Raw genomic sequence first — 17,167 nt, forward strand, 5'->3', positions numbered from 1 at the left:
CCGTTGCGGCGAGGAACCTGACGCTTGTTCATCGATCACCCGCCGCCACGCGACAAACAGCCGAATCCGTACAAGGGCAACCGGGGCATCATGCGCGCCTGGCGCGCCCTGAAGTACTCCCTGTCCGGCTTCAAGTTCGCCGTGTTCGAAGAGAGCGCTTTCCGGCAGGAACTGGCGCTCGCCGCCATCCTCCTGCCGGCAGCAATCTTCCTGCACGTCACCGCCGTCGAGCGCGTACTGCTCATTGGTTCGGTTCTGCTCGTGCTCATCATCGAACTGGTCAACTCCAGCATCGAAGCCGCCATCGACCGCATTTCGCTCGAACGGCACGAACTCTCCAAGCGCGCGAAGGATTTCGGGAGTGCGGCGGTCCTCGTCGCACTCGGATTTTGCCTGCTCACCTGGGTCTCGCTCGCCGGGCCCGTCATCGTCGCTCTGGTACGTACGGCGCTTTTCTGATATCGCTCCGGGCCCCCTCCCCCATGCTTGGCAGTACGCGGCTGCCGGGTATAATCGGTCGCCGTATACTTGATATTCAACTGATAGACGCAAGCGGAGAACATCCTTCGCCAAGCTTGCCGCTAACCGGGGCCGACAGACATGGAAGCAAAGCCGCCACGCCGAACCCGCGAACGAATTCTTGAAGTGTCGCTACGACTCTTCAACGAAATCGGTGAACCGAATGTAACGACCACCACGATTGCCGAGGAGATGAAAATCAGCCCCGGCAATCTGTACTATCACTTCCGCAACAAAGACGACATCATCAACAGCATCTTTGCGCAGTTCGAACAGGAAATCGAACGGCGACTGCGGCTGCCTGACGACCACAAGCCAGACCTTGACGAAGTCGGAACGTACCTCCAGTACATGTCCGAATTTCTGTGGCGCTTCCGGTTCCTTTATCGCGACCTGAACGATCTGCTCGCGCGCAATCGAACGCTCGAGACACACTTCAAGCAAATCGTGGGCCACAAACGGCGTTTCGCACGCGAGATGTGCGACCTGCTCGTAGCCGACGGGGAAATGGAGATCACGCCGGAGCAGATTGACGTGGTAACCACCAACATGGTGGTGCTTTCCACGTACTGGCTGTCCTATCAATTCGTGATGAACCCGCGCAAATACAACGATCCGGAAGAAATCGGCGCCGGGCTGCATCAGGCGAGCTATCACATCCTCTCGCAAATGGCGCCCTATCTGAAGGGCCACGCGCGCGCGATGTACGATGAAATGGCGCGCAAGGCATCAGCATCCAAGGGAGCGCAGTAAAGCATGTCGTCAGAAGTCAAATCCATTTGTATCTATTGCGGCGCCGCCACGGGCGTGCGTCCCGCGTATGCCGAGGCAGCACGTGAGCTGGGCCGTCGCATGGCCGAAGCCGGCATTCGCCTCGTGTACGGCGGAGGCAAGGTTGGGCTGATGGGCATCATCGCCGACGCCGTGCTGGCCCATGGCGGTCAGGTCGTCGGCATCATTCCGAAAGCGCTGATGGAAAAGGAAGTCGGTCACACCGGGCTGACGCAGTTGCACGTCGTCGAGAACATGCACCAGCGCAAGCAGATGATGGCCGACCTGTCGGATGCCTTCATCGCCATGCCGGGTGGCATCGGCACGTGCGAAGAACTGTTCGAAGTCTTCACGTGGCTGCAAATCGGTTACCACGCAAAACCGATCGGTCTGCTCAACGTCGAGCAGTATTACGACCCGCTGATGGTGTTCCTCCAATCGATGGTGACGGAACAGTTCCTCAAGGGCGCGCAGCTCGATCAGTTGCAAGTCGCCGCATCGCCCGAGACGCTGCTCGAGACAATGCGACACTTCAAACCGTCGCAAGTCGATCGCTGGGCGCATCAGCGTACGCAAGTCTGAGCGTATCGGCGTGATCGCTGCGCAGCACCTCCGCTGCGCAGCGCCAGCATTCCCCTCTCCCGGCCGTTATCCTGCCGTTATTCAGCCGTTAGGCCTGCCAAACCAGGCCATCGCGCACAGCGTCCCCTCGCCTCGCCATTGAACTCCTTTGGCACGCAGCACTCAGACATCCGTTGCGTGCGGGTAATTCACACACGCCACTGCCTCACGCCCGCCTGGGTCAACACATTCCTCGACGAGCAACCTGCCCATGATGTTAAAGATGCTTCGCCCAATGCGGCTGCTGCGCTCACGCTGGCTGCGCCCGCATGCCGGCCTGCTGCTGCGCCGTAGCTTGTGGCAGCCCACACCGCGTGGCGTGGCCATCGGACTGGCGTGCGGCGTATTTTTCGGGATTCTGATTCCGTTTGGTCAGATGCTGGTGGCCATTCTCGTGGCGGCGTTGCTACGCGGGAACCTCTTCGTCGCTGCTGCCGGCACGCTGGTGACCAATCCGCTGACGGCGCCCTTCGTCTACCTGGGGGCGCATCGTCTGGGCCGCTGGATGTTCGATTGGTCGCCACAAGCGGAGATCGAGGCAACGGTGGCCGCCGCCGCGCGGGCCAGCGAGAGCCTCTGGTCCCAATTGAAGCATTTCGACTTCGGCACCGCGACGCTGTATCTGGCGGCAGGCCTCACCGCCTGTGCCGTCGTCGGCAGTCTGCTCGCTTATGTCATCGGATACTACGCGATCCAATGGCGGCAGCGCCGCCGGGCCTGAGCGCAACGCCGGTCGTCGTCAGAACGACGAACCCGGCGCCTTCAGAAAAGCGATTTCCTCCGGCGTCGAGGCACGCCCCAATGCCGCATTGCGATGCGGGTAGCGTCCGAAACGCTCGATGATAACCGCGTGTTTGCGCGCGTAATCGAGGTTATCGACCAGCCCCGACACCTTCGCCAGTTGCTCGTACAACGCGAGCGAGAGATGCTGACTCTCCAGCGATTCGTCGTGTTCGAACGGTAGATAGACAAACACGCGATGCTGCGCGGTTGGCAAACGCTGATCGCCGCCGGCCGCTACCAAACGGCGCGCGACGGCCAACGCGAGCGCATCGCCCGCAAACGCTTTCGCCTGATGCCGGAACAGATTGCGGGAAAACTGATCGAGCACCACGATCAGCGCGCAGGCACCGATCGGCGCCTGCGCCCAGTCTGCCAATTCCCCAGCGAGCGCCCGGGCATGCAGCGCACCAAAGCGGGTACGTATCTCTTCATCGAACGCCTCCGATTTACGAAACCACTCGGGGCGCGACAGGCCGTACTCCGGAGAATCCGGGGTGCCGAACCAGAAATCGAGCACGGCTTGCCAGGGTTGTGCTTGCGGAGAAATGTCTGCTGCCGGAGTCGCCATCAATAGTCCTGATACGGGGAGAGAACAGGAGGGGATGGCTCGCATGATGCCAGACTCAGGCGAATGCCAACACCACCCGGCGCGTGCGTGAGGTCTTCTTCTCGATCTTGGCCACGCGCAACGCACCAATCTCCGCCGTGTTGGCCACATGCGTACCACCGCAAGGTTGCAGATCGATCCCCTCGATGCGCACCAGGCGCACACGTCCCAGCCCCACCGGCGGCTTCACGCTCATCGTGCGCACCAGTTCGGGACGCGCAGCCATCTCCTCGTCGCTAATGCTGTCGATGGCCACCGGCCGTGCCACCGCCACCAACGCCGCCAATCCCGCTTCGACGGTCTCGCGTTCGATCGGCTCGTTCGTGACGAAGTCGAGTCGCGCGTACTCCGTCGTAATGCTGCACCCGTCGACCGGATGCGGCAGCACGGCGCACATCAGATGCGACGCCGTATGAAAACGCATATGGCGGAAGCGCCGCTCCCAGTCGATTTCGGCACGCACAGTGTCGCCAACGGACACACGCGCCAGCCAGTCCTCCTGCCCCTCGGCGGGCACATGCACCGCGTCGTCGGGCGTCGCGCCCTCTTGCTTCGACTTGCGCGTGTCGGCAATGGTCAGTCTTGTGCCATCCGCAAGGACGAAGCCCCCTGCATCTCCCGCTTGCCCGCCGCCCAGTGGATAGAACACGGTGCGATCGAGCATGATCCCGGTCTCGTCGATATGCGTGATGCGCGCCTCGCACTGGCGCAGATAGGCATCTTGGCGAAAGAGGGCTTCGGTAGTCATGGGGCGTCTCCTTATTTAACGCTCTATCGTCGCGCGAACTACGCATTCGTGACAAGAGACAATCCGGCGCCGAAGCGCCGGTACGGTCGTTGCGTGCTTACGGGCATGTCTTCGTTGTAGCGGACACCGCCGGTGCCGCCACCGTGCAAAGGTTTCACAGCATTGGCCCAACGTCGTCAAATTGGGCATACGCGGGGCGCGTGACACCCCGTTTTTCCCAATACGTTGACGCATAGAGGGCAGACGACATTGTTGTCCACGATTCGAAAGAGACGGTTATGGCGTCGACCATAACATTCGTCCGAGCACCCCCTGCGTGCTCATCAATCCGAAACGATGCAAACCGGAAAGCCACTCTCATGCACTCCACGCGATACACCCCCCAGCCCCCCCGCTGCGGCGTCACCGGGCCTGCGCGCTCAGCGCCCATCGACACTGCCACCCTGCGCTATCAGGAAGCGCGCGACGCTTACAACGCCGCCGATTATGAAGCGGCGCTCCATCGGCTCTATCCACTCCTCAAGGAACGTCCGCTGGACATCAGCGTAAACAAGCTGATCGGCTACGCGCACTTCGCGCGAGAAGAATACGCGCTCGCCATCGCGCCGCTCGGCACGGTGTCGATGTTCACGCCCGACGCCCCCCAACCCATGCTGATTTGCGCCCAGTGCCTGGCGAAGCTGGGCGACGCTGCGCTCGCGCGCGACCTGGCCTTGCACGCCCTCGAGACCTCCCGGGAAAACGCGGCCTATGCCGACGTCGGCGCCGACGCCGAACGATTTCTCGCCACGATCTAACGCCAACTCATCTCCGGGAGATTCTCATGACGATAGGTAATACCTCGCGCTCCATTCAGCCCACTCACGTCCCTCAAGTCTCCTACACCGCGAACGCGGGTGGAAACGCCCAGGTGCAAATCACCATGCCGGAAGCGCCCAAGGATCTGATGGCGGGGCGTTGGGAAGAGTTTCAGAGCACCGTGCAAACGCATCGCGGCGCGCGCAATGCTGCCCTCGTCGGCCATGTCGTCAACGTCATCGCCAAGACCACGGCGCTGGGTGTTGCCGTCGCCACGATGGACCACGATTGGAAAGAGTATGTCGATATTCCGCTTCATGCCATTTCAGCCACCGTACAGATTGCGAACCTGATCCTTGCCGTCACGAAATTCAACAACTCGCCCGACATCCCGGGCACCGACATTCGTGATACGAATGTCTTCCAGACGATAGGGCATTGGATGGGTAGCAACGCACTGCAAGAATACGGTGGAGCGCTGAACATGGCCGCCACCAACGGTCCGCTGGTGTTCGGCGCCGTGCACAACGGTGCCGCGCCATTGCTCGAGTCGTTGGGCATATCCGTGCCCACATGGCTGAAAGACGCTGCGAATGAAGATGCAAGCACCGCGATCGCCGACGGTGTGGCGACGGCCGCCGACTTCGTGCAAAACCGAGTGTTGGGAACGATCGTTGACGGTCGTGAAAGGCGAGCGTCAATGGATAGAATCGTCGCGGCAGAGGCCGGTGTGAACTTTGTTGTGCTGGAAGACGATCAAGCCTACGTGCATATGGCGCCCCGACCGACCGTGGACTACATACTGGATGGCGTCACGGTCGTTCCGCGAGTGCCGAACGGAAACGCAGCACAGCCGTCAGTCCAATCCAATAACGCGGATATCGTGGACACCGCGTCCCTGGCTTCTGGCGACGATGACGAATTCTTCGATGCCGTCATCGACGTTTCGGACGTTTCGGACGTTTCGGACGTTTCGGACGTTTCGGACGTTTCGGACGTTTCGGACGTTTCGGACGCTTCGGACGACGAGTTTCACGATGCGCCGGAGACCCCGGCACGAACGGAGAGTCCACAACCGTAAGCCACGCGCGTGAGCATTGCGTTTCAGCGCCCTGCTCACGCATGCCCCCTCAACGCCGTGACGCTCGTGTGCGGCGCAGGAAGGGCGAGTCCGCCCTTCCGACACACGCCCATAGGGCTTCACCTAACCGTCGGTTGACACGGCAGTGCGATTAACCGGCCCGGTTACGCATCCAATCGGCAGTGCCATGAAACGCCTGCATGAGCCGCTCCTGCAACGACGCTTCCACGCCGATGTCCTGCATGGCCCACGCCATGCAGCGCAGCCATTGGTCGCGCTCGCTCGTCGCAATCGGGAACGGCAGATGGCGAGCGCGCAGCATGGGATGCCCGAATCGTTCGATGTAGTGGTTAGGGCCGCCCAGCCACCCGCACAGGAACCAGAAGAGCTTATCGCGCGACCCGCCAAGCGCCTCCGGATGCATGCTGCGAATACCGGCGAACTCCGATTCCAGGTCCATCAAATCGTAGAAACGGTCGACAAGCTCGCGTACGCGATCCTCGCCGCCGAGCAGGGAAAAGGCCGTCGGTTGCGCAGGCGTATCCTGCATGTCGTCTGCCTGAGAGGTTTGAGGGGTGTTTTCGGTCGTCATGACCGCTATTGTGCCCGAGGCCCACAACGTCTGCCATCGTCGGCCATCCGCCCGGGCGCGGCACAATGCCGCGCCCCTCGCGTGCGTCAGACTTCGCGCAGCGTGCGCAGCGCCGACTGGCGCAGCACGGCGCGCAGGCCACTCCATCCGCCGGCCAGCGCACATAGCACGCCGGCACCAACGCCCAGCACCGGCAGCCACGGATTGAAGTTCAGCGCGAACTCGAAGACGTAACGCGCCAGTGCCCAGCCGAGTGCACCGGCCCCCAGCGCGGCCAGCAGTCCGGCCAGCGCGCCAACCGTTACCAGCTCCGCCAGATGCACGTCGCGCAGTTGCCGCGACGAGGCCCCCAGCGCGCGCAGAATACCGCTCTCGCGCATCCGTTCGTCGCGCGTGCCGGCAAGCGCAGCGTACAAGACCAGCACGCCTGCGGCGAGCGTGAAGAGAAAGAGTGCCTGCACCGCATCGATCACTTGCGACAGAATCTGTTGGATCTGTGCGAGCAACGCGCCTGTGTCGATCACCGTCACGTTGGGAAAATCGCGCACCAACGCGTCGGCCACGCGCTGCTGCTTCGGCTCGAGATGGAACGAGGTGATCCAGGTCATCGGGAAATCGCGCAGCGCGGCGGGCGGCATCACCACGAAGAAATTCACGCGCATCGAGCCCCAGTCCAGCTTGCGCAGGCTCGTGATCGGCGCGTCGATGGTCTGCCCCGTGACTTCGAAGCGAAGCGTATCGCCGAGCTTCAGACCCAGCGTCTTCGCGATGCCTTCTTCCATCGAAATCTGCGGCGTCGTCGCGTCGCCGTACCACTGCCCGGCCGTCACGCGATTTCCGTCGGGCAACCCGGTTGTGTACGACAGGTTGAACTCGCGCTCGGCCAGACGCCGCGCTCGCTCTTCCGTGTAGCGCTCGCCCGTCACGGGTTTGCCGTTGACGGCAGTCAGACGCGCGCGAATCATCGGGGAGAGTTGTACATCAGGCAGCCCCGCCGCGCGAAGTTGCGAGAGCACCGGTGCATCCTGTCCAGGCTGGATATCGATGACGAAGCGGTTCGGCGCATCCGGCGGACTCGACTGACGCCAGCCCGCGACCAGATCGTTTCGCGTGACGGCAAGCAGCAGCAGCGCCATCAGGCCAAGCCCGAGCGCCACCACCTGCAAGGCACTGCCGAGGCCACGACGGCGCAGGCCCGCCACCGCATAGCGCCATCCGATACCGCCCATCGCCCCGCCTGCGGCACCTGGGCGCCGTGCCAAGGCCGCCAGCACGCGAATGGCAAGCCATGCGAGCACGCCGAACACGACTGCGCCGGCAACGAAACCACCGGCCACCATCGCGCCGAGGCGCAGGTCTCGTGCGGCGAACAGCAACAGTGCGCCGAAGGCGAGCGCGCTCGCGCCATACGCCAGCCATCCTTGCCGCCGGGCACCTCCCACCACGTCGCGACGCAGCACATGCAGCGGTGCGACCTCCGACAGCGGGAGCAACGGCGGCAAAGCGAATCCCAGCAGCATAACCAGCGCACTCGTCAGGCCGAAAAGCGCCGGACGCCACGTCGGTGCGGGCAGCCCCGCCGGTATCACGTCCCCCAACTGCGCCAGCAGCGCCCAATGCGCCGCATAGCCAAGCGCGACGCCCAATACGCCGCCAATCAGACCCAGTCCGATGAATTCGAACGTCACCATGCCGCGCAGGGCGCGGCGCGAAAGTCCCAGACAACGCATCACGGCACAAGCGTCGAGATGGCGCTCGCTGTAACGACGCGAGGCGATGCCCACGGCCACCGCCGCCAGCACGGCAGCGAGCAATGCGACCAGCGACAGGAATCGTTCGGCGCGATCGAGCGTCTGACGCACCTGCGGCTGCCCTTCTTCCAGCGATTCGAGATGCACGCCACGGGCCTGTTCCGCCGCGGGACGCGCCCACGCCGCGAACTTGCCAACCTGAGCGTCTGTTCCCGCCAACAACAGGCGATAAGTGATGCGGCTGCCGAACTGCACGAGGCCCGTCGACGGCAGTTCGTCGAAGCGCATCATGACGCGCGGCGCCAGCGATCCGAAGCCATAGCCACGATCCATCTCGCGCGTAATGACAGCCGCGATGCGCAATGTCCGATTGCCCACACGAATGGACTCGCCGGGTTTGACATGCAGGGCGTCGAGCAATGCGGCATCGACCCAGACCGTGCCCGGCGCGGGAATACCGGCGGCGGGAGCATCCGGCGTGCCGCCGCCCGCATCGGGTGCGGTACGCACGCGCCCGCGCAAGGGATAGCCGTCACTGACGGCCTTGAGCGACGATAGACGGCTCGCGCCGACCTGTCCGCTTTGCGCAATGGCACTGGCCATGCTGGGGAAATTGGCGACGACGGCCATCGTCAGCCCGTCGGCTTGCGCCTGACGGGTGAATTCGGATGACAACGGGGCGTCGCTGCGAACGACGAGATCGGCGGCAAGCATCTGCCGCGCGTCACGCTCGAGCCCACCCTGCATCCGATCCGAGAGAAAACCTACGCTGGAGAGTGCGCCGACCGCCAGCAACAACGCCACGAGAAGCAGATGCAGCTCGCCCGCGCGCCAGTCGCGCAGGAACATCCGCCATGCCTGGCGGGCAACCTCAGTGAACCCCATCGTTCCTCTATCCTTTGACCCGCGCCAGCAACGAGCGCCACCCGCGCCAGACGCGGGGCAGCCACCACCACGCCAGCACGACGAAGACCAGCAACATTACGAGAAAAACGGCGGGAAGGAAAAACGCAAGCGCCAGTCCGCCCACCGTGGAGATATCTTCGCCGGCTGAGGCCGCAACATTGGAGAAAGGTTCCGGCGACGTGTTGATCAGCGCGCGGCTACCCGCTTTGGCCAGATGCGCCGTTCCCGCCAGCGCACCGCCCGTCAGACCGGCCAGCACCGTGACCGTCGGGTCCATCTGTCCCAGCGCCGCCGCCCCCAGCACGATCCCGGCAGGAATGCGGATGAAGGTATGCACCGCGTCCCAGGCACTATCGACGAAAGGGATTTTGTCGGCGAAGAACTCGATGACAGCCAGCACACCGGCCGTGGCAATCACCCACGTCGACGTCAGCACCATCAGCGACGGCGGCAGATGCAACCAGCCCAGACGCGCCGCCAGTCCCGCGCAGAACACCGTCAGGTACAACCGCAGACCGCTGCCCCACGACAGCCCTGCGCCCAACGCAATCGATTCAAGCATGGTGACCTCGCTGCCGCCGACATGACGGCGTCGCACGATCACGCGCCTCAGACCACCGACGCGATAGCGGCCAACCGGCAAGACGCATTACCGCCACGCCATCCGGACTGAAGTGACCGGTGAAGACCGGAGACGCTCCCTTGCCGCCGGACTGCCACCGAAAGGTAATTCGACCGCTACGGCGCCATTATGCCGCGCGTTACGGCAACGCACCACTGGTGCCGAAAGTTGAGGATATGGTTCGGTCCGAGCCAGCCCGGGCGCGCCCTCAGGCTGCCGTCAGCTTCAGCCCGACGAGCCCCGCCAGAATCAACGTCACGCTGGCGATGCGGGCCGCAGACGCCGACTCCCCGAAGAGCACGATGCCCAGGACGAAAGCGCCGACGGCGCCGATGCCGGTCCAAATGGCATACGCGGTACCCAATGGCAGGGAACGCACGGCGAGCGCCAGCAGCCAGACGCTGCCGACCATAGCCGCAATCGTGAAGACCGATGGCACAAGACGCGAAAAACCTTGCGTGTACTTCAGGCCAACGGCCCATGCCACTTCGAGCAAACCGGCAAAGACGAGAAGGATCCAGGCCATGACTGACTCCGATGAAAAAATCGGGGTCGTCCCCGGAAGAAAAGCGAGCCGATTGCCAGGCCGTCCTGGCAATGGGTTCCATCGGATGTCGAATGAAATGGCGCAGCGCCGACGTCGCGTAACCGCAGCTCGGCACATCACCGCAAGGGAGATCGCCAGACACGCCGGACGGAACACCGCGATTTTAACAAAGCCAGCGCCTTATCGCCGTAGGCCTCACCTATCACAGGGGCATTGAGTGGCGCGTTACCGTGCCGCCAAGCACTGGCGGGCGAGCATCATCCGGTTGCCGGTCAGTTGGTCACCCGATCGCCTCGACCTCAAGCCGGTAACCGACGCCCGTCTCGGTCAGGATGTGCTGAGGCTGAGCCGGATCGGCCTCCAGCTTCTGGCGCAGGTGCCCCATATAGATGCGCAGGTAGTGGTTGCTCTCTACATGCGAAGGGCCCCACACTTCCTTGAGCAATTGCCGATGCGTCAGTACGCGCCCCGCATGCCGTACCAGCGTGACCAGCAGCCGGTATTCGATAGGCGTGAGGTGGACAGGCTCGCCCGCACGCGTGACCTTGCGTCTTGCGAGATCGATATGGATATCGCCGAACGAAAACGCCTCATCGAGCGTCTCCGAGTTGCCGCCACGATGGTGCCGCCGCAATTGCGCGCGAATTCGTGCGAGCAGTTCCGACACCCCGAACGGCTTGGTCAGGTAATCGTCGGCACCCACGTCGAGCGCCACCACCTTCTCGGCTTCCTCATTGCGGGCGGACAGCACGATGATCGGCATGTCAGTCCAGCTTCGCACTTCCCGGATGACCTCTACGCCGTCGATATCCGGCAGGCCCAGATCAACGATGAGCAGATCGGGCTTGCGTGTGGCGGCCTCGACCATGCCCTGCCGTCCGGCTTCCGCCTCATGCACGACCATGCCTTCGGCCTCCAGGGAGGTGCGTAGAAAGCGTCGAATCTGTCGTTCGTCTTCAATCACCACGATGGTGATGGTGGGTTCACTCATGTTCTTCTGTCGCGTTGGGGTCCGGAGAGCGGGACGACGGCGAGCCTTCGTCCTTCGTGGGCCTCACGTCGTTCATCTCGGTCATATTCGACTCGTCCTCGCCGACGCCTTCGGGCGCGTCCGGGGCCACCGGCGGCGTCTCCACCGGCAACGTAAAGACGAACCGGGCACCGTGACCGTCAGGCACATTGGTGGCATGAATTTTACCGCCATGCGCCTCGACAATGGCGCGGCAAATCGCAAGCCCGAGTCCGATACCGGGCTTGGCAGACTCCTTCTCACCTCGCATGAACTTCTCGAAGATACGGCCCTCCATGCCCGGAGGCAGGCCGGGACCATCATCGCTCACACTCACTTCAACGTCGTCGCCGTGCACGCGCGCAGCAATTTCGATATGGGAACCTGCGGGCGAGTACTTCGCCGCATTCTCCAGCAAGTTGGTGAATAGTCGTTCGAGCAGCACGGCGTCGAAGCGCAGTAGCGGCAGGTCGGCGGGCAGTTGGGTCGTGACCACATGCCCGGCAAGCACCCGGCGGCTGGCGCGCAGCGATGTGCCGACCACCTCCTCGAGCATCTGCCACTGACGGTTGAGTTGCACCCCGCCCGCTTGCAACTTCGCCATGTCGAGCAAATTGGTCACGAGACCGGTCATGCGCTGCGCTTCCTCGTGAATGGCATCGACGAGTTCGGTGCGCAGCGGGCCGGGTGTCTGTGCATTGCGACTGAGCATACTCGCGAAACCCACAATGGATGTGAGCGGTGTACGCAGGTCGTGCGAGATCGCTGAGAGCAAGGAATTGCGCAGCCGCTCCGACTCCATCGTCACCAGTGCATCCTGCGCGATCTCGACGTAATGCACGCGCTCTAGCGCCAGAGCGATTTGTGCGGCGAACGTATCGAGCAGACGTTGCTGCTCCGGCGTGTCGATCGTGCCGCCCCCGTCCGGCTCCGGCGCAACCACCAGCACGCCGCGCGTGCGCATGGGGGCGCGTAGCGGCAGATAGTAGGCGTCGGATGCCGGCAACGTGTTCGTGCCCTGCCCGGCGGCCTGCTGACGGTCGTAGACCCACTGTGCAACGTCGGTGTCGATATGGGCAGGCATGGTCTCTGCCCGCGCGTTCTCCACCGGCTGACGCACGCTGCCCTGGCTGTCCGGCAACAATAGCGCCACACGCGCCTGAAACACTTCGCGCACGTGGCGCGAGCCGATCTCCACGATCTGTGGCGTCGTGAGCGCCGCCGCCAGTTCGCGGGCCATGGCATACACCGCGCCCGTACGACGCTCACGCCACGTGGCCAGCCGCGCCTGAAAGCGCAGGCTTGTTGTCAGATGGCTGATGACGAGCGCCACGGTCAGCATGACGGCGAACGTCAGAAGATACTGAGTATCCGACACCGACAACGACATCTTCGGCGGGACGAAGAAAAAGTCGAACGCCAACACAGACAGAAACGAAGCGAGTACGCCCGGCCCGCGACCCAGCCGCATGGCGGCGACGATCACGCCGAGCAGATACAGCATCGCGATATTGGCCAGATCGAGGAACGACGTGAGTTCCGCCGCAACGAGCGACACGCCGCCGCAGATACCGACGGCCCACGCATAAGCACGCCACGGACCGCCGACCAGTTCCAACTCAGGCGCCGTCTCGAACCAGTCGCGCCAGTCTCCGCGCACGACGCGCTTGTCTGCTGCCGAGTCGCCAGCGGCTGGCCCGATCAGTACGACATCGACGCCACGCGCGAGCCGCAACAGTTGCTCATGCAGCGGCGTGCGCGCGGTCCACCAACGCCGCGCGCCACTTGCCCCGACCACCAGCTTCGAGACATTGCGCATCTGCGCATAGGCCAGCAGCGTGGTAGCGGCTTGCGCGCCGTCGAGCGTGAGGGTTTCCGCGCCGAGTTCTTGCGCGAGCTTGAGCGTTGCATACGTGCTTTCGCGACGCGCCGGCGATTGCCGCAGCATCGCTGGGGTTTCCACGTGCACGGCCAGCCAGTCGGCACGCAGGCTTGCCGCCAGCCGCGCGGCCGAACGCACTAGCGCCACACCTTCCGGCCCCGGCCCAACGGCGACGAGCAGCCGCTCACGTGCCTGCCAGACCTGACTGATCGACTGATCGGCGCGGTATTCGCGCATCTGCGCGTCGACACGATCGGCGGTGCGGCGCAGCGCCAGTTCGCGCAAGGCAATCAGGTTGCCCTTGCGGAAAAAATTGCGCACGGCGCGCTCGGCCTGCGCTGCCATGTACACCTTGCCCTCACGCATTCGCTCAAGCAGTTCGTCTGGCGGCAGATCGACCAGTTTCACCTCGTCGGCAAGATCGAAGATGCGATCGGGCACCGTCTCCCATACGCGAATGCCGGTGATCTGACCGACTACGTCGTTGAACCGCTCCAAATGTTGCACGTTGAGTGTGGTGTACACGTCGATGCCGGCATCGAGCAGCTCCTGCACATCCTGCCAACGCTTCATGTGGCGCTCGCCCGGCACATTCGCGTGGGCCAGTTCATCCACTAGCGCCACGGCCGGTTTGCGTGCAAGCATGCCGTCGAGATCGAATTCCCGCAGTACACGGCCACGGTACTCGACCGCCTTCTGCGGCAAGGTTTCCAGCCCGTCCAACAAGCGCGCCGTTTCTTCGCGGCCATGCGTCTCCAGCACACCGACGACGACGTCGGTGCCCTCGTCGCTGAGCTTGCGTGCCGCCTGCAACATCGCAAACGTCTTGCCGACCCCCGCAGACGCACCGAAGAAAATCTTCAGCCGGCCACGCCGGCCGCGCGCTTCGTCGCGTTGCAGCTTGTCGAGCAATTCGTCGGGATCGGGGCGTTCCATGCCAGCCATCGGATCAGTCCACTATGAAGGCGCGAGCCACGCCATATGGCGTGGCAAGAATCAAATCACCGGTCGCCCGGCGATGCAAAAAGCGGCACGCGCCGGGGCGTGCCGCCAATCTACCGCAGGCCGTCGGGCAAGACCAGCGATTCACCGGCCTACCCCGTCAGCGGATGCCCTTTTCAGACGCTACCGGGTGCGAGTCCGTCCAGCGCGAGGTTGAGCTTCAGAACATTCACCCGTGCCTCTCCGAAAATGCCCCATTGGCGGCCTTCGGTGTAGCGTGCCACGAGCGAGCGCACGGCATCGGGCGCGAGGCCACGCGCCTTGGCCACGCGAGCGACCTGATAGTCTGCGGCCGCCGGGCTGATTTGCGGATCGAGACCGCTGGCGGACGCCGTCACCAGATCGGCAGGCACCGGCAGCGTGGCGCTCGGGTCGGCGTCGCGCAGCGCGGCGATGCGGGCCTTCACGGCGTCGGCGAGGGCGGGATTGAGCGGGCCGAAATTAGAGCCGCCCGAAGCCGCGCCGCTATTGGGCATTGGCGCCGTGGCCGACAGACGCCCCCAGAAGTACTTTGGTTCGTCGAAGTTCTGGCCGATCAGCGACGAGCCAACGGCACGGCCGTCCTTGTAGATCAGGCTACCGGTGGCTTCGCGCGAGAACGCCGCCCGGCCGATGCCGGCCACGACCAGCGGATACACCAGCCCCGTGATGACCGAGAGCACGACGAACAGGCTCAGCATCGGGCGCAAGAGGGATTTCATGACGTCTATTCCTTAGAGTTTCAGCAATGAGGCCCGGACGCGCGGCCCCTGTGGGCAAACGCGCCCGGAAGCCCGTAATCAGGCCCAACCCATCGCGGCGATGATCATGTCGATGGCCTTGATACCTACGAACGGCACCAGAATCCCGCCCAGACCGTAAATCACGAGGTTACGGCGCAGTAGCGTCGCGGCCCCGAGCGGGCGGTACTTCACGCCCTTGAGCGCCAGCGGAATCAGCACCACGATGATCAGCGCGTTGAAGATCACCGCCGACAGAATCGCCGACGACGGGCTCGCCAGACGCATCACGTTGAGCGCGTCGAGTTGCGGGTACGTGGTGGCGAATGCGGCCGGAATGATCGCGAAATACTTCGCCACATCGTTCGCGATCGAGAACGTGGTGAGACTGCCGCGCGTCATCAGCATCTGCTTGCCGATCTCGACGATCTCGATCAACTTGGTCGGGTTCGAATCCAGGTCGACCATATTGCCGGCCTCTTTCGCGGCTTGCGTGCCCGAGTTCATCGCCACGGCCACGTCGGCCTGCGCGAGCGCCGGGGCATCGTTCGTGCCGTCGCCGGTCATCGCCACGAGCTTGCCTTCGGCCTGATACTTGCGGATCGTCGCAAGCTTGGCTTCCGGCGTCGCTTCGGCGAGGAAATCGTCAACACCGGCTTCGGCCGCGATGGCGGCAGCCGTGAGGCGGTTATCGCCCGTGACCATCAGCGTCGTGATGCCCATCTGGCGCAGCTCGGCGAATCGCTCCTTAATACCGCCCTTGACCACGTCCTTCAACTCGATCACACCCAACGCGCGAGTGCCTTGCGCGTCTTGCTCGGCTACCACCAGCGGCGTGCTGCCGCGGCGTGCGATCTCGTCCACCGAAGTGGCCAGCGCGACCGGCCACAGGCCACCGGCCGATTCCACATAACGCTTGACCGCGTCGGCCGCGCCCTTGCGAATCTGCTTGTCGACCAGATCCACACCGCTCATACGCGTTTGCGCGGTGAACGGGATAAAGATAGCGTGCAGACCGCTCATTTCGCGCTCGCGCAAATTGAAGCGTTGCTTGGCGAGCACCGCGATGCTGCGGCCTTCCGGCGTTTCGTCGGCCAGCGACGCGAGTTGCGCAGCATCGGCCAGCGCGCGCTCATCCACACCCGGTGCGGGCACGAACTGCGACGCCTGACGGTTGCCCAGCGTGATCGTGCCGGTCTTGTCGAGCAGCAGCACGTCGACGTCGCCGGCCGCTTCCACGGCGCGGCCCGACGTGGCGATCACATTCGCCTGCATCATCCGGCTCATCCCTGCCACACCGATGGCAGAGAGCAGCCCGCCGATGGTCGTCGGAATCAGACACACCAGCAGCGCGACGAGCACCGTAATCGTGACCGGACGCCCCGCCTGCATGACGAACACGCTGTAGATCGAATACGGCAGCAGCGTAGCGGTGGCGAGCAGCAGCACCAGCGTGAGCGCGACGAGCAGGATCGTGAGGGCGATTTCGTTCGGCGTCTTCTGACGCTTCGCGCCTTCGACCATCGCGATCATACGATCGAGGAACGCTTCACCCGGATTGACCGTCACCTTCATGACGATCCAGTCCGAGAGCACCCGCGTGCCACCGGTCACGGCCGAGAAATCACCGCCCGACTCGCGGATCACCGGGGCAGACTCCCCCGTGATGGCCGATTCGTCGACCGATGCCACGCCCTCCACCACATCGCCGTCGGCCGGAATCACGTCGCCGGCTTCGACCAGTACGAAGTCACCGCGACGCAGGCTGGCGCTATCGATCACCAGACATTCCGCGTCACGACGGGCGGCGCGCAGTTGCTTGGCCGGCACGTTCTTCTTTGCCTGACGCAGCGACGCGGCCTGCGCTTTGCTGCGGCCTTCCGCCAGCGCTTCTGCGAAGTTCGCGAACAGCACCGTGAACCACAGCCAGAGCGTGATCGCGAGGATGAACGGCGCGCTCGCCTCGGCGTGACCTGCGACGGCCATGCCGAAGAGCACGGTCGTGAGCAGGCTGCCGACATACACCACGAACATCACCGGATTCTTGGCCTGGGTGATCGGGTGCAGCTTGCGGAACGAGTCGACGATGGCCGGCTTCACGATGGCGGGGTCGAACATCGACTTGGTGGCCGATGCGTGCCCTTCGCCTGCCGGCCGGGTGACAGTATTTCCTGAGGTTTGATTCATGAGTGCCTCGAATGCCTCACTT

General features: G+C 63.8%; 15 protein-coding genes and 1 pseudogene. 6 read left to right on the forward strand and 10 right to left on the reverse strand.

The window, feature by feature from the left end; translation table 11 throughout:
• Positions 1-63: 63 nt before the first annotated feature.
• The 4 genes and pseudogenes from PCO31110_RS08690 to PCO31110_RS08705 form a co-directional block, all read left to right on the forward strand.
• Positions 64-459 (forward strand): annotated as a pseudogene (locus PCO31110_RS08690) (diacylglycerol kinase); the annotation flags it as partial.
• A gap of 141 nt (positions 460-600) precedes the next feature.
• A complete protein-coding gene (locus PCO31110_RS08695) occupies positions 601-1,272 on the forward strand; it encodes a TetR/AcrR family transcriptional regulator (RefSeq protein ID WP_036662779.1) in 672 nt (223 codons plus the stop codon).
• A gap of 3 nt (positions 1,273-1,275) precedes the next feature.
• A complete protein-coding gene (locus tag PCO31110_RS08700; RefSeq protein ID WP_010806589.1) occupies positions 1,276-1,872 on the forward strand; it encodes an LOG family protein in 597 nt (198 codons plus the stop codon).
• A 262-nt stretch (positions 1,873-2,134) separates the two neighbouring features.
• Positions 2,135-2,632: a DUF2062 domain-containing protein gene (locus PCO31110_RS08705; protein WP_168162907.1), complete on the forward strand. Its 498-nt coding sequence runs from the start codon at positions 2,135-2,137 to the stop codon at positions 2,630-2,632.
• Positions 2,633-2,650: 18 nt separating this feature from the next.
• Here PCO31110_RS08705 and PCO31110_RS08710 read toward each other — a convergent pair whose 3' ends face one another.
• Both PCO31110_RS08710 and PCO31110_RS08715 read right to left on the reverse strand, forming a co-directional pair.
• Positions 2,651-3,262, reverse strand: a complete 612-nt coding sequence (locus PCO31110_RS08710; protein WP_010806587.1) for a DUF924 family protein — start codon at positions 3,260-3,262, stop codon at positions 2,651-2,653.
• A gap of 55 nt (positions 3,263-3,317) precedes the next feature.
• Positions 3,318-4,049 carry an alanyl-tRNA editing protein gene (locus tag PCO31110_RS08715; RefSeq protein ID WP_150690172.1) on the reverse strand — a complete coding sequence of 244 codons (732 nt, stop codon included), beginning with the start codon at positions 4,047-4,049 and terminating at the stop codon, positions 3,318-3,320.
• Between the two features lie 359 nt (positions 4,050-4,408).
• On the opposite strand from PCO31110_RS08715, the gene PCO31110_RS08720 reads away from it, so the two are divergent.
• Together PCO31110_RS08720 and PCO31110_RS08725 are read left to right on the forward strand one after the other, a co-directional pair.
• Positions 4,409-4,846, forward strand: coding sequence for a hypothetical protein (locus tag PCO31110_RS08720; RefSeq protein ID WP_150690173.1), 438 nt, complete (start codon positions 4,409-4,411; stop codon positions 4,844-4,846).
• Positions 4,847-4,872: 26 nt separating this feature from the next.
• Entirely contained in the window at positions 4,873-5,928 is a 1,056-nt protein-coding gene (locus PCO31110_RS08725) for a hypothetical protein (RefSeq protein ID WP_150690174.1), read from the forward strand.
• A 151-nt stretch (positions 5,929-6,079) separates the two neighbouring features.
• Here the strand turns inward: PCO31110_RS08725 and PCO31110_RS08730 are convergent, their stop codons facing one another.
• The 8 genes from PCO31110_RS08730 to kdpB all read right to left on the reverse strand — a co-directional run bounded on the left by PCO31110_RS08730 (position 6,080) and on the right by kdpB (position 17,145).
• Positions 6,080-6,478 (reverse strand): group II truncated hemoglobin, encoded by a 399-nt coding sequence (locus PCO31110_RS08730; RefSeq protein ID WP_174979494.1) that lies wholly within the window; start codon positions 6,476-6,478, stop codon positions 6,080-6,082.
• Between the two features lie 128 nt (positions 6,479-6,606).
• A complete protein-coding gene (locus PCO31110_RS08735; RefSeq protein ID WP_246189780.1) occupies positions 6,607-9,156 on the reverse strand; it encodes an ABC transporter permease in 2,550 nt (849 codons plus the stop codon).
• Between the two features lie 7 nt (positions 9,157-9,163).
• Positions 9,164-9,739, reverse strand: coding sequence for a DUF4126 domain-containing protein (locus PCO31110_RS08740; RefSeq protein ID WP_036662784.1), 576 nt, complete (start codon positions 9,737-9,739; stop codon positions 9,164-9,166).
• A 268-nt stretch (positions 9,740-10,007) separates the two neighbouring features.
• A complete protein-coding gene (gene sugE / locus PCO31110_RS08745; RefSeq protein ID WP_010806580.1) occupies positions 10,008-10,325 on the reverse strand; it encodes a quaternary ammonium compound efflux SMR transporter SugE in 318 nt (105 codons plus the stop codon).
• 301 nt (positions 10,326-10,626) lie between these two features.
• Positions 10,627-11,337 carry a two-component system response regulator KdpE gene (kdpE, locus tag PCO31110_RS08750; RefSeq protein ID WP_010806579.1) on the reverse strand — a complete coding sequence of 237 codons (711 nt, stop codon included), beginning with the start codon at positions 11,335-11,337 and terminating at the stop codon, positions 10,627-10,629.
• Positions 11,330-14,173, reverse strand: coding sequence for a DUF4118 domain-containing protein (locus tag PCO31110_RS08755; protein WP_150690412.1), 2,844 nt, complete (start codon positions 14,171-14,173; stop codon positions 11,330-11,332). The genes kdpE and PCO31110_RS08755 overlap by 8 nt, the downstream gene beginning before the upstream one ends.
• Before the next feature lie 182 nt (positions 14,174-14,355).
• Positions 14,356-14,940 carry a potassium-transporting ATPase subunit KdpC gene (gene kdpC, locus PCO31110_RS08760; protein WP_150690176.1) on the reverse strand — a complete coding sequence of 195 codons (585 nt, stop codon included), beginning with the start codon at positions 14,938-14,940 and terminating at the stop codon, positions 14,356-14,358.
• Between the two features lie 78 nt (positions 14,941-15,018).
• Positions 15,019-17,145: a potassium-transporting ATPase subunit KdpB gene (gene kdpB / locus PCO31110_RS08765; protein WP_150690177.1), complete on the reverse strand. Its 2,127-nt coding sequence runs from the start codon at positions 17,143-17,145 to the stop codon at positions 15,019-15,021.
• Positions 17,146-17,167 lie beyond the last annotated feature (22 nt).

The organism is Pandoraea communis (genome assembly GCF_902459745.1).
Taxonomy (GTDB): Bacteria; Pseudomonadota; Gammaproteobacteria; order Burkholderiales; family Burkholderiaceae; genus Pandoraea; species Pandoraea communis.

What these genes read in the sequence shown, in the direction of transcription:
- PCO31110_RS08705 (WP_168162907.1), top strand. Translation starts at nt 2,135, where the DNA reads ATGCTTCGCCCAATGCGGCTGCTGCGCTCACGCTGGCTGCGCCCGCAT.
- sugE (WP_010806580.1), bottom strand. Translation starts at nt 10,325, where the DNA reads ATGGCCTGGATCCTTCTCGTCTTTGCCGGTTTGCTCGAAGTGGCATGG.
- PCO31110_RS08730 (WP_174979494.1), bottom strand. Translation starts at nt 6,478, where the DNA reads ATGCAGGATACGCCTGCGCAACCGACGGCCTTTTCCCTGCTCGGCGGC.
- kdpB (WP_150690177.1), bottom strand. Translation starts at nt 17,145, where the DNA reads ATGAATCAAACCTCAGGAAATACTGTCACCCGGCCGGCAGGCGAAGGG.
- PCO31110_RS08715 (WP_150690172.1), bottom strand. Translation starts at nt 4,049, where the DNA reads ATGACTACCGAAGCCCTCTTTCGCCAAGATGCCTATCTGCGCCAGTGC.
- kdpE (WP_010806579.1), bottom strand. Translation starts at nt 11,337, where the DNA reads ATGAGTGAACCCACCATCACCATCGTGGTGATTGAAGACGAACGACAG.
- PCO31110_RS08710 (WP_010806587.1), bottom strand. Translation starts at nt 3,262, where the DNA reads ATGGCGACTCCGGCAGCAGACATTTCTCCGCAAGCACAACCCTGGCAA.
- PCO31110_RS08700 (WP_010806589.1), top strand. Translation starts at nt 1,276, where the DNA reads ATGTCGTCAGAAGTCAAATCCATTTGTATCTATTGCGGCGCCGCCACG.
- kdpC (WP_150690176.1), bottom strand. Translation starts at nt 14,940, where the DNA reads ATGAAATCCCTCTTGCGCCCGATGCTGAGCCTGTTCGTCGTGCTCTCG.
- PCO31110_RS08695 (WP_036662779.1), top strand. Translation starts at nt 601, where the DNA reads ATGGAAGCAAAGCCGCCACGCCGAACCCGCGAACGAATTCTTGAAGTG.
- PCO31110_RS08735 (WP_246189780.1), bottom strand. Translation starts at nt 9,156, where the DNA reads ATGGGGTTCACTGAGGTTGCCCGCCAGGCATGGCGGATGTTCCTGCGC.
- PCO31110_RS08740 (WP_036662784.1), bottom strand. Translation starts at nt 9,739, where the DNA reads ATGCTTGAATCGATTGCGTTGGGCGCAGGGCTGTCGTGGGGCAGCGGT.
- PCO31110_RS08720 (WP_150690173.1), top strand. Translation starts at nt 4,409, where the DNA reads ATGCACTCCACGCGATACACCCCCCAGCCCCCCCGCTGCGGCGTCACC.
- PCO31110_RS08755 (WP_150690412.1), bottom strand. Translation starts at nt 14,173, where the DNA reads ATGGAACGCCCCGATCCCGACGAATTGCTCGACAAGCTGCAACGCGAC.
- PCO31110_RS08725 (WP_150690174.1), top strand. Translation starts at nt 4,873, where the DNA reads ATGACGATAGGTAATACCTCGCGCTCCATTCAGCCCACTCACGTCCCT.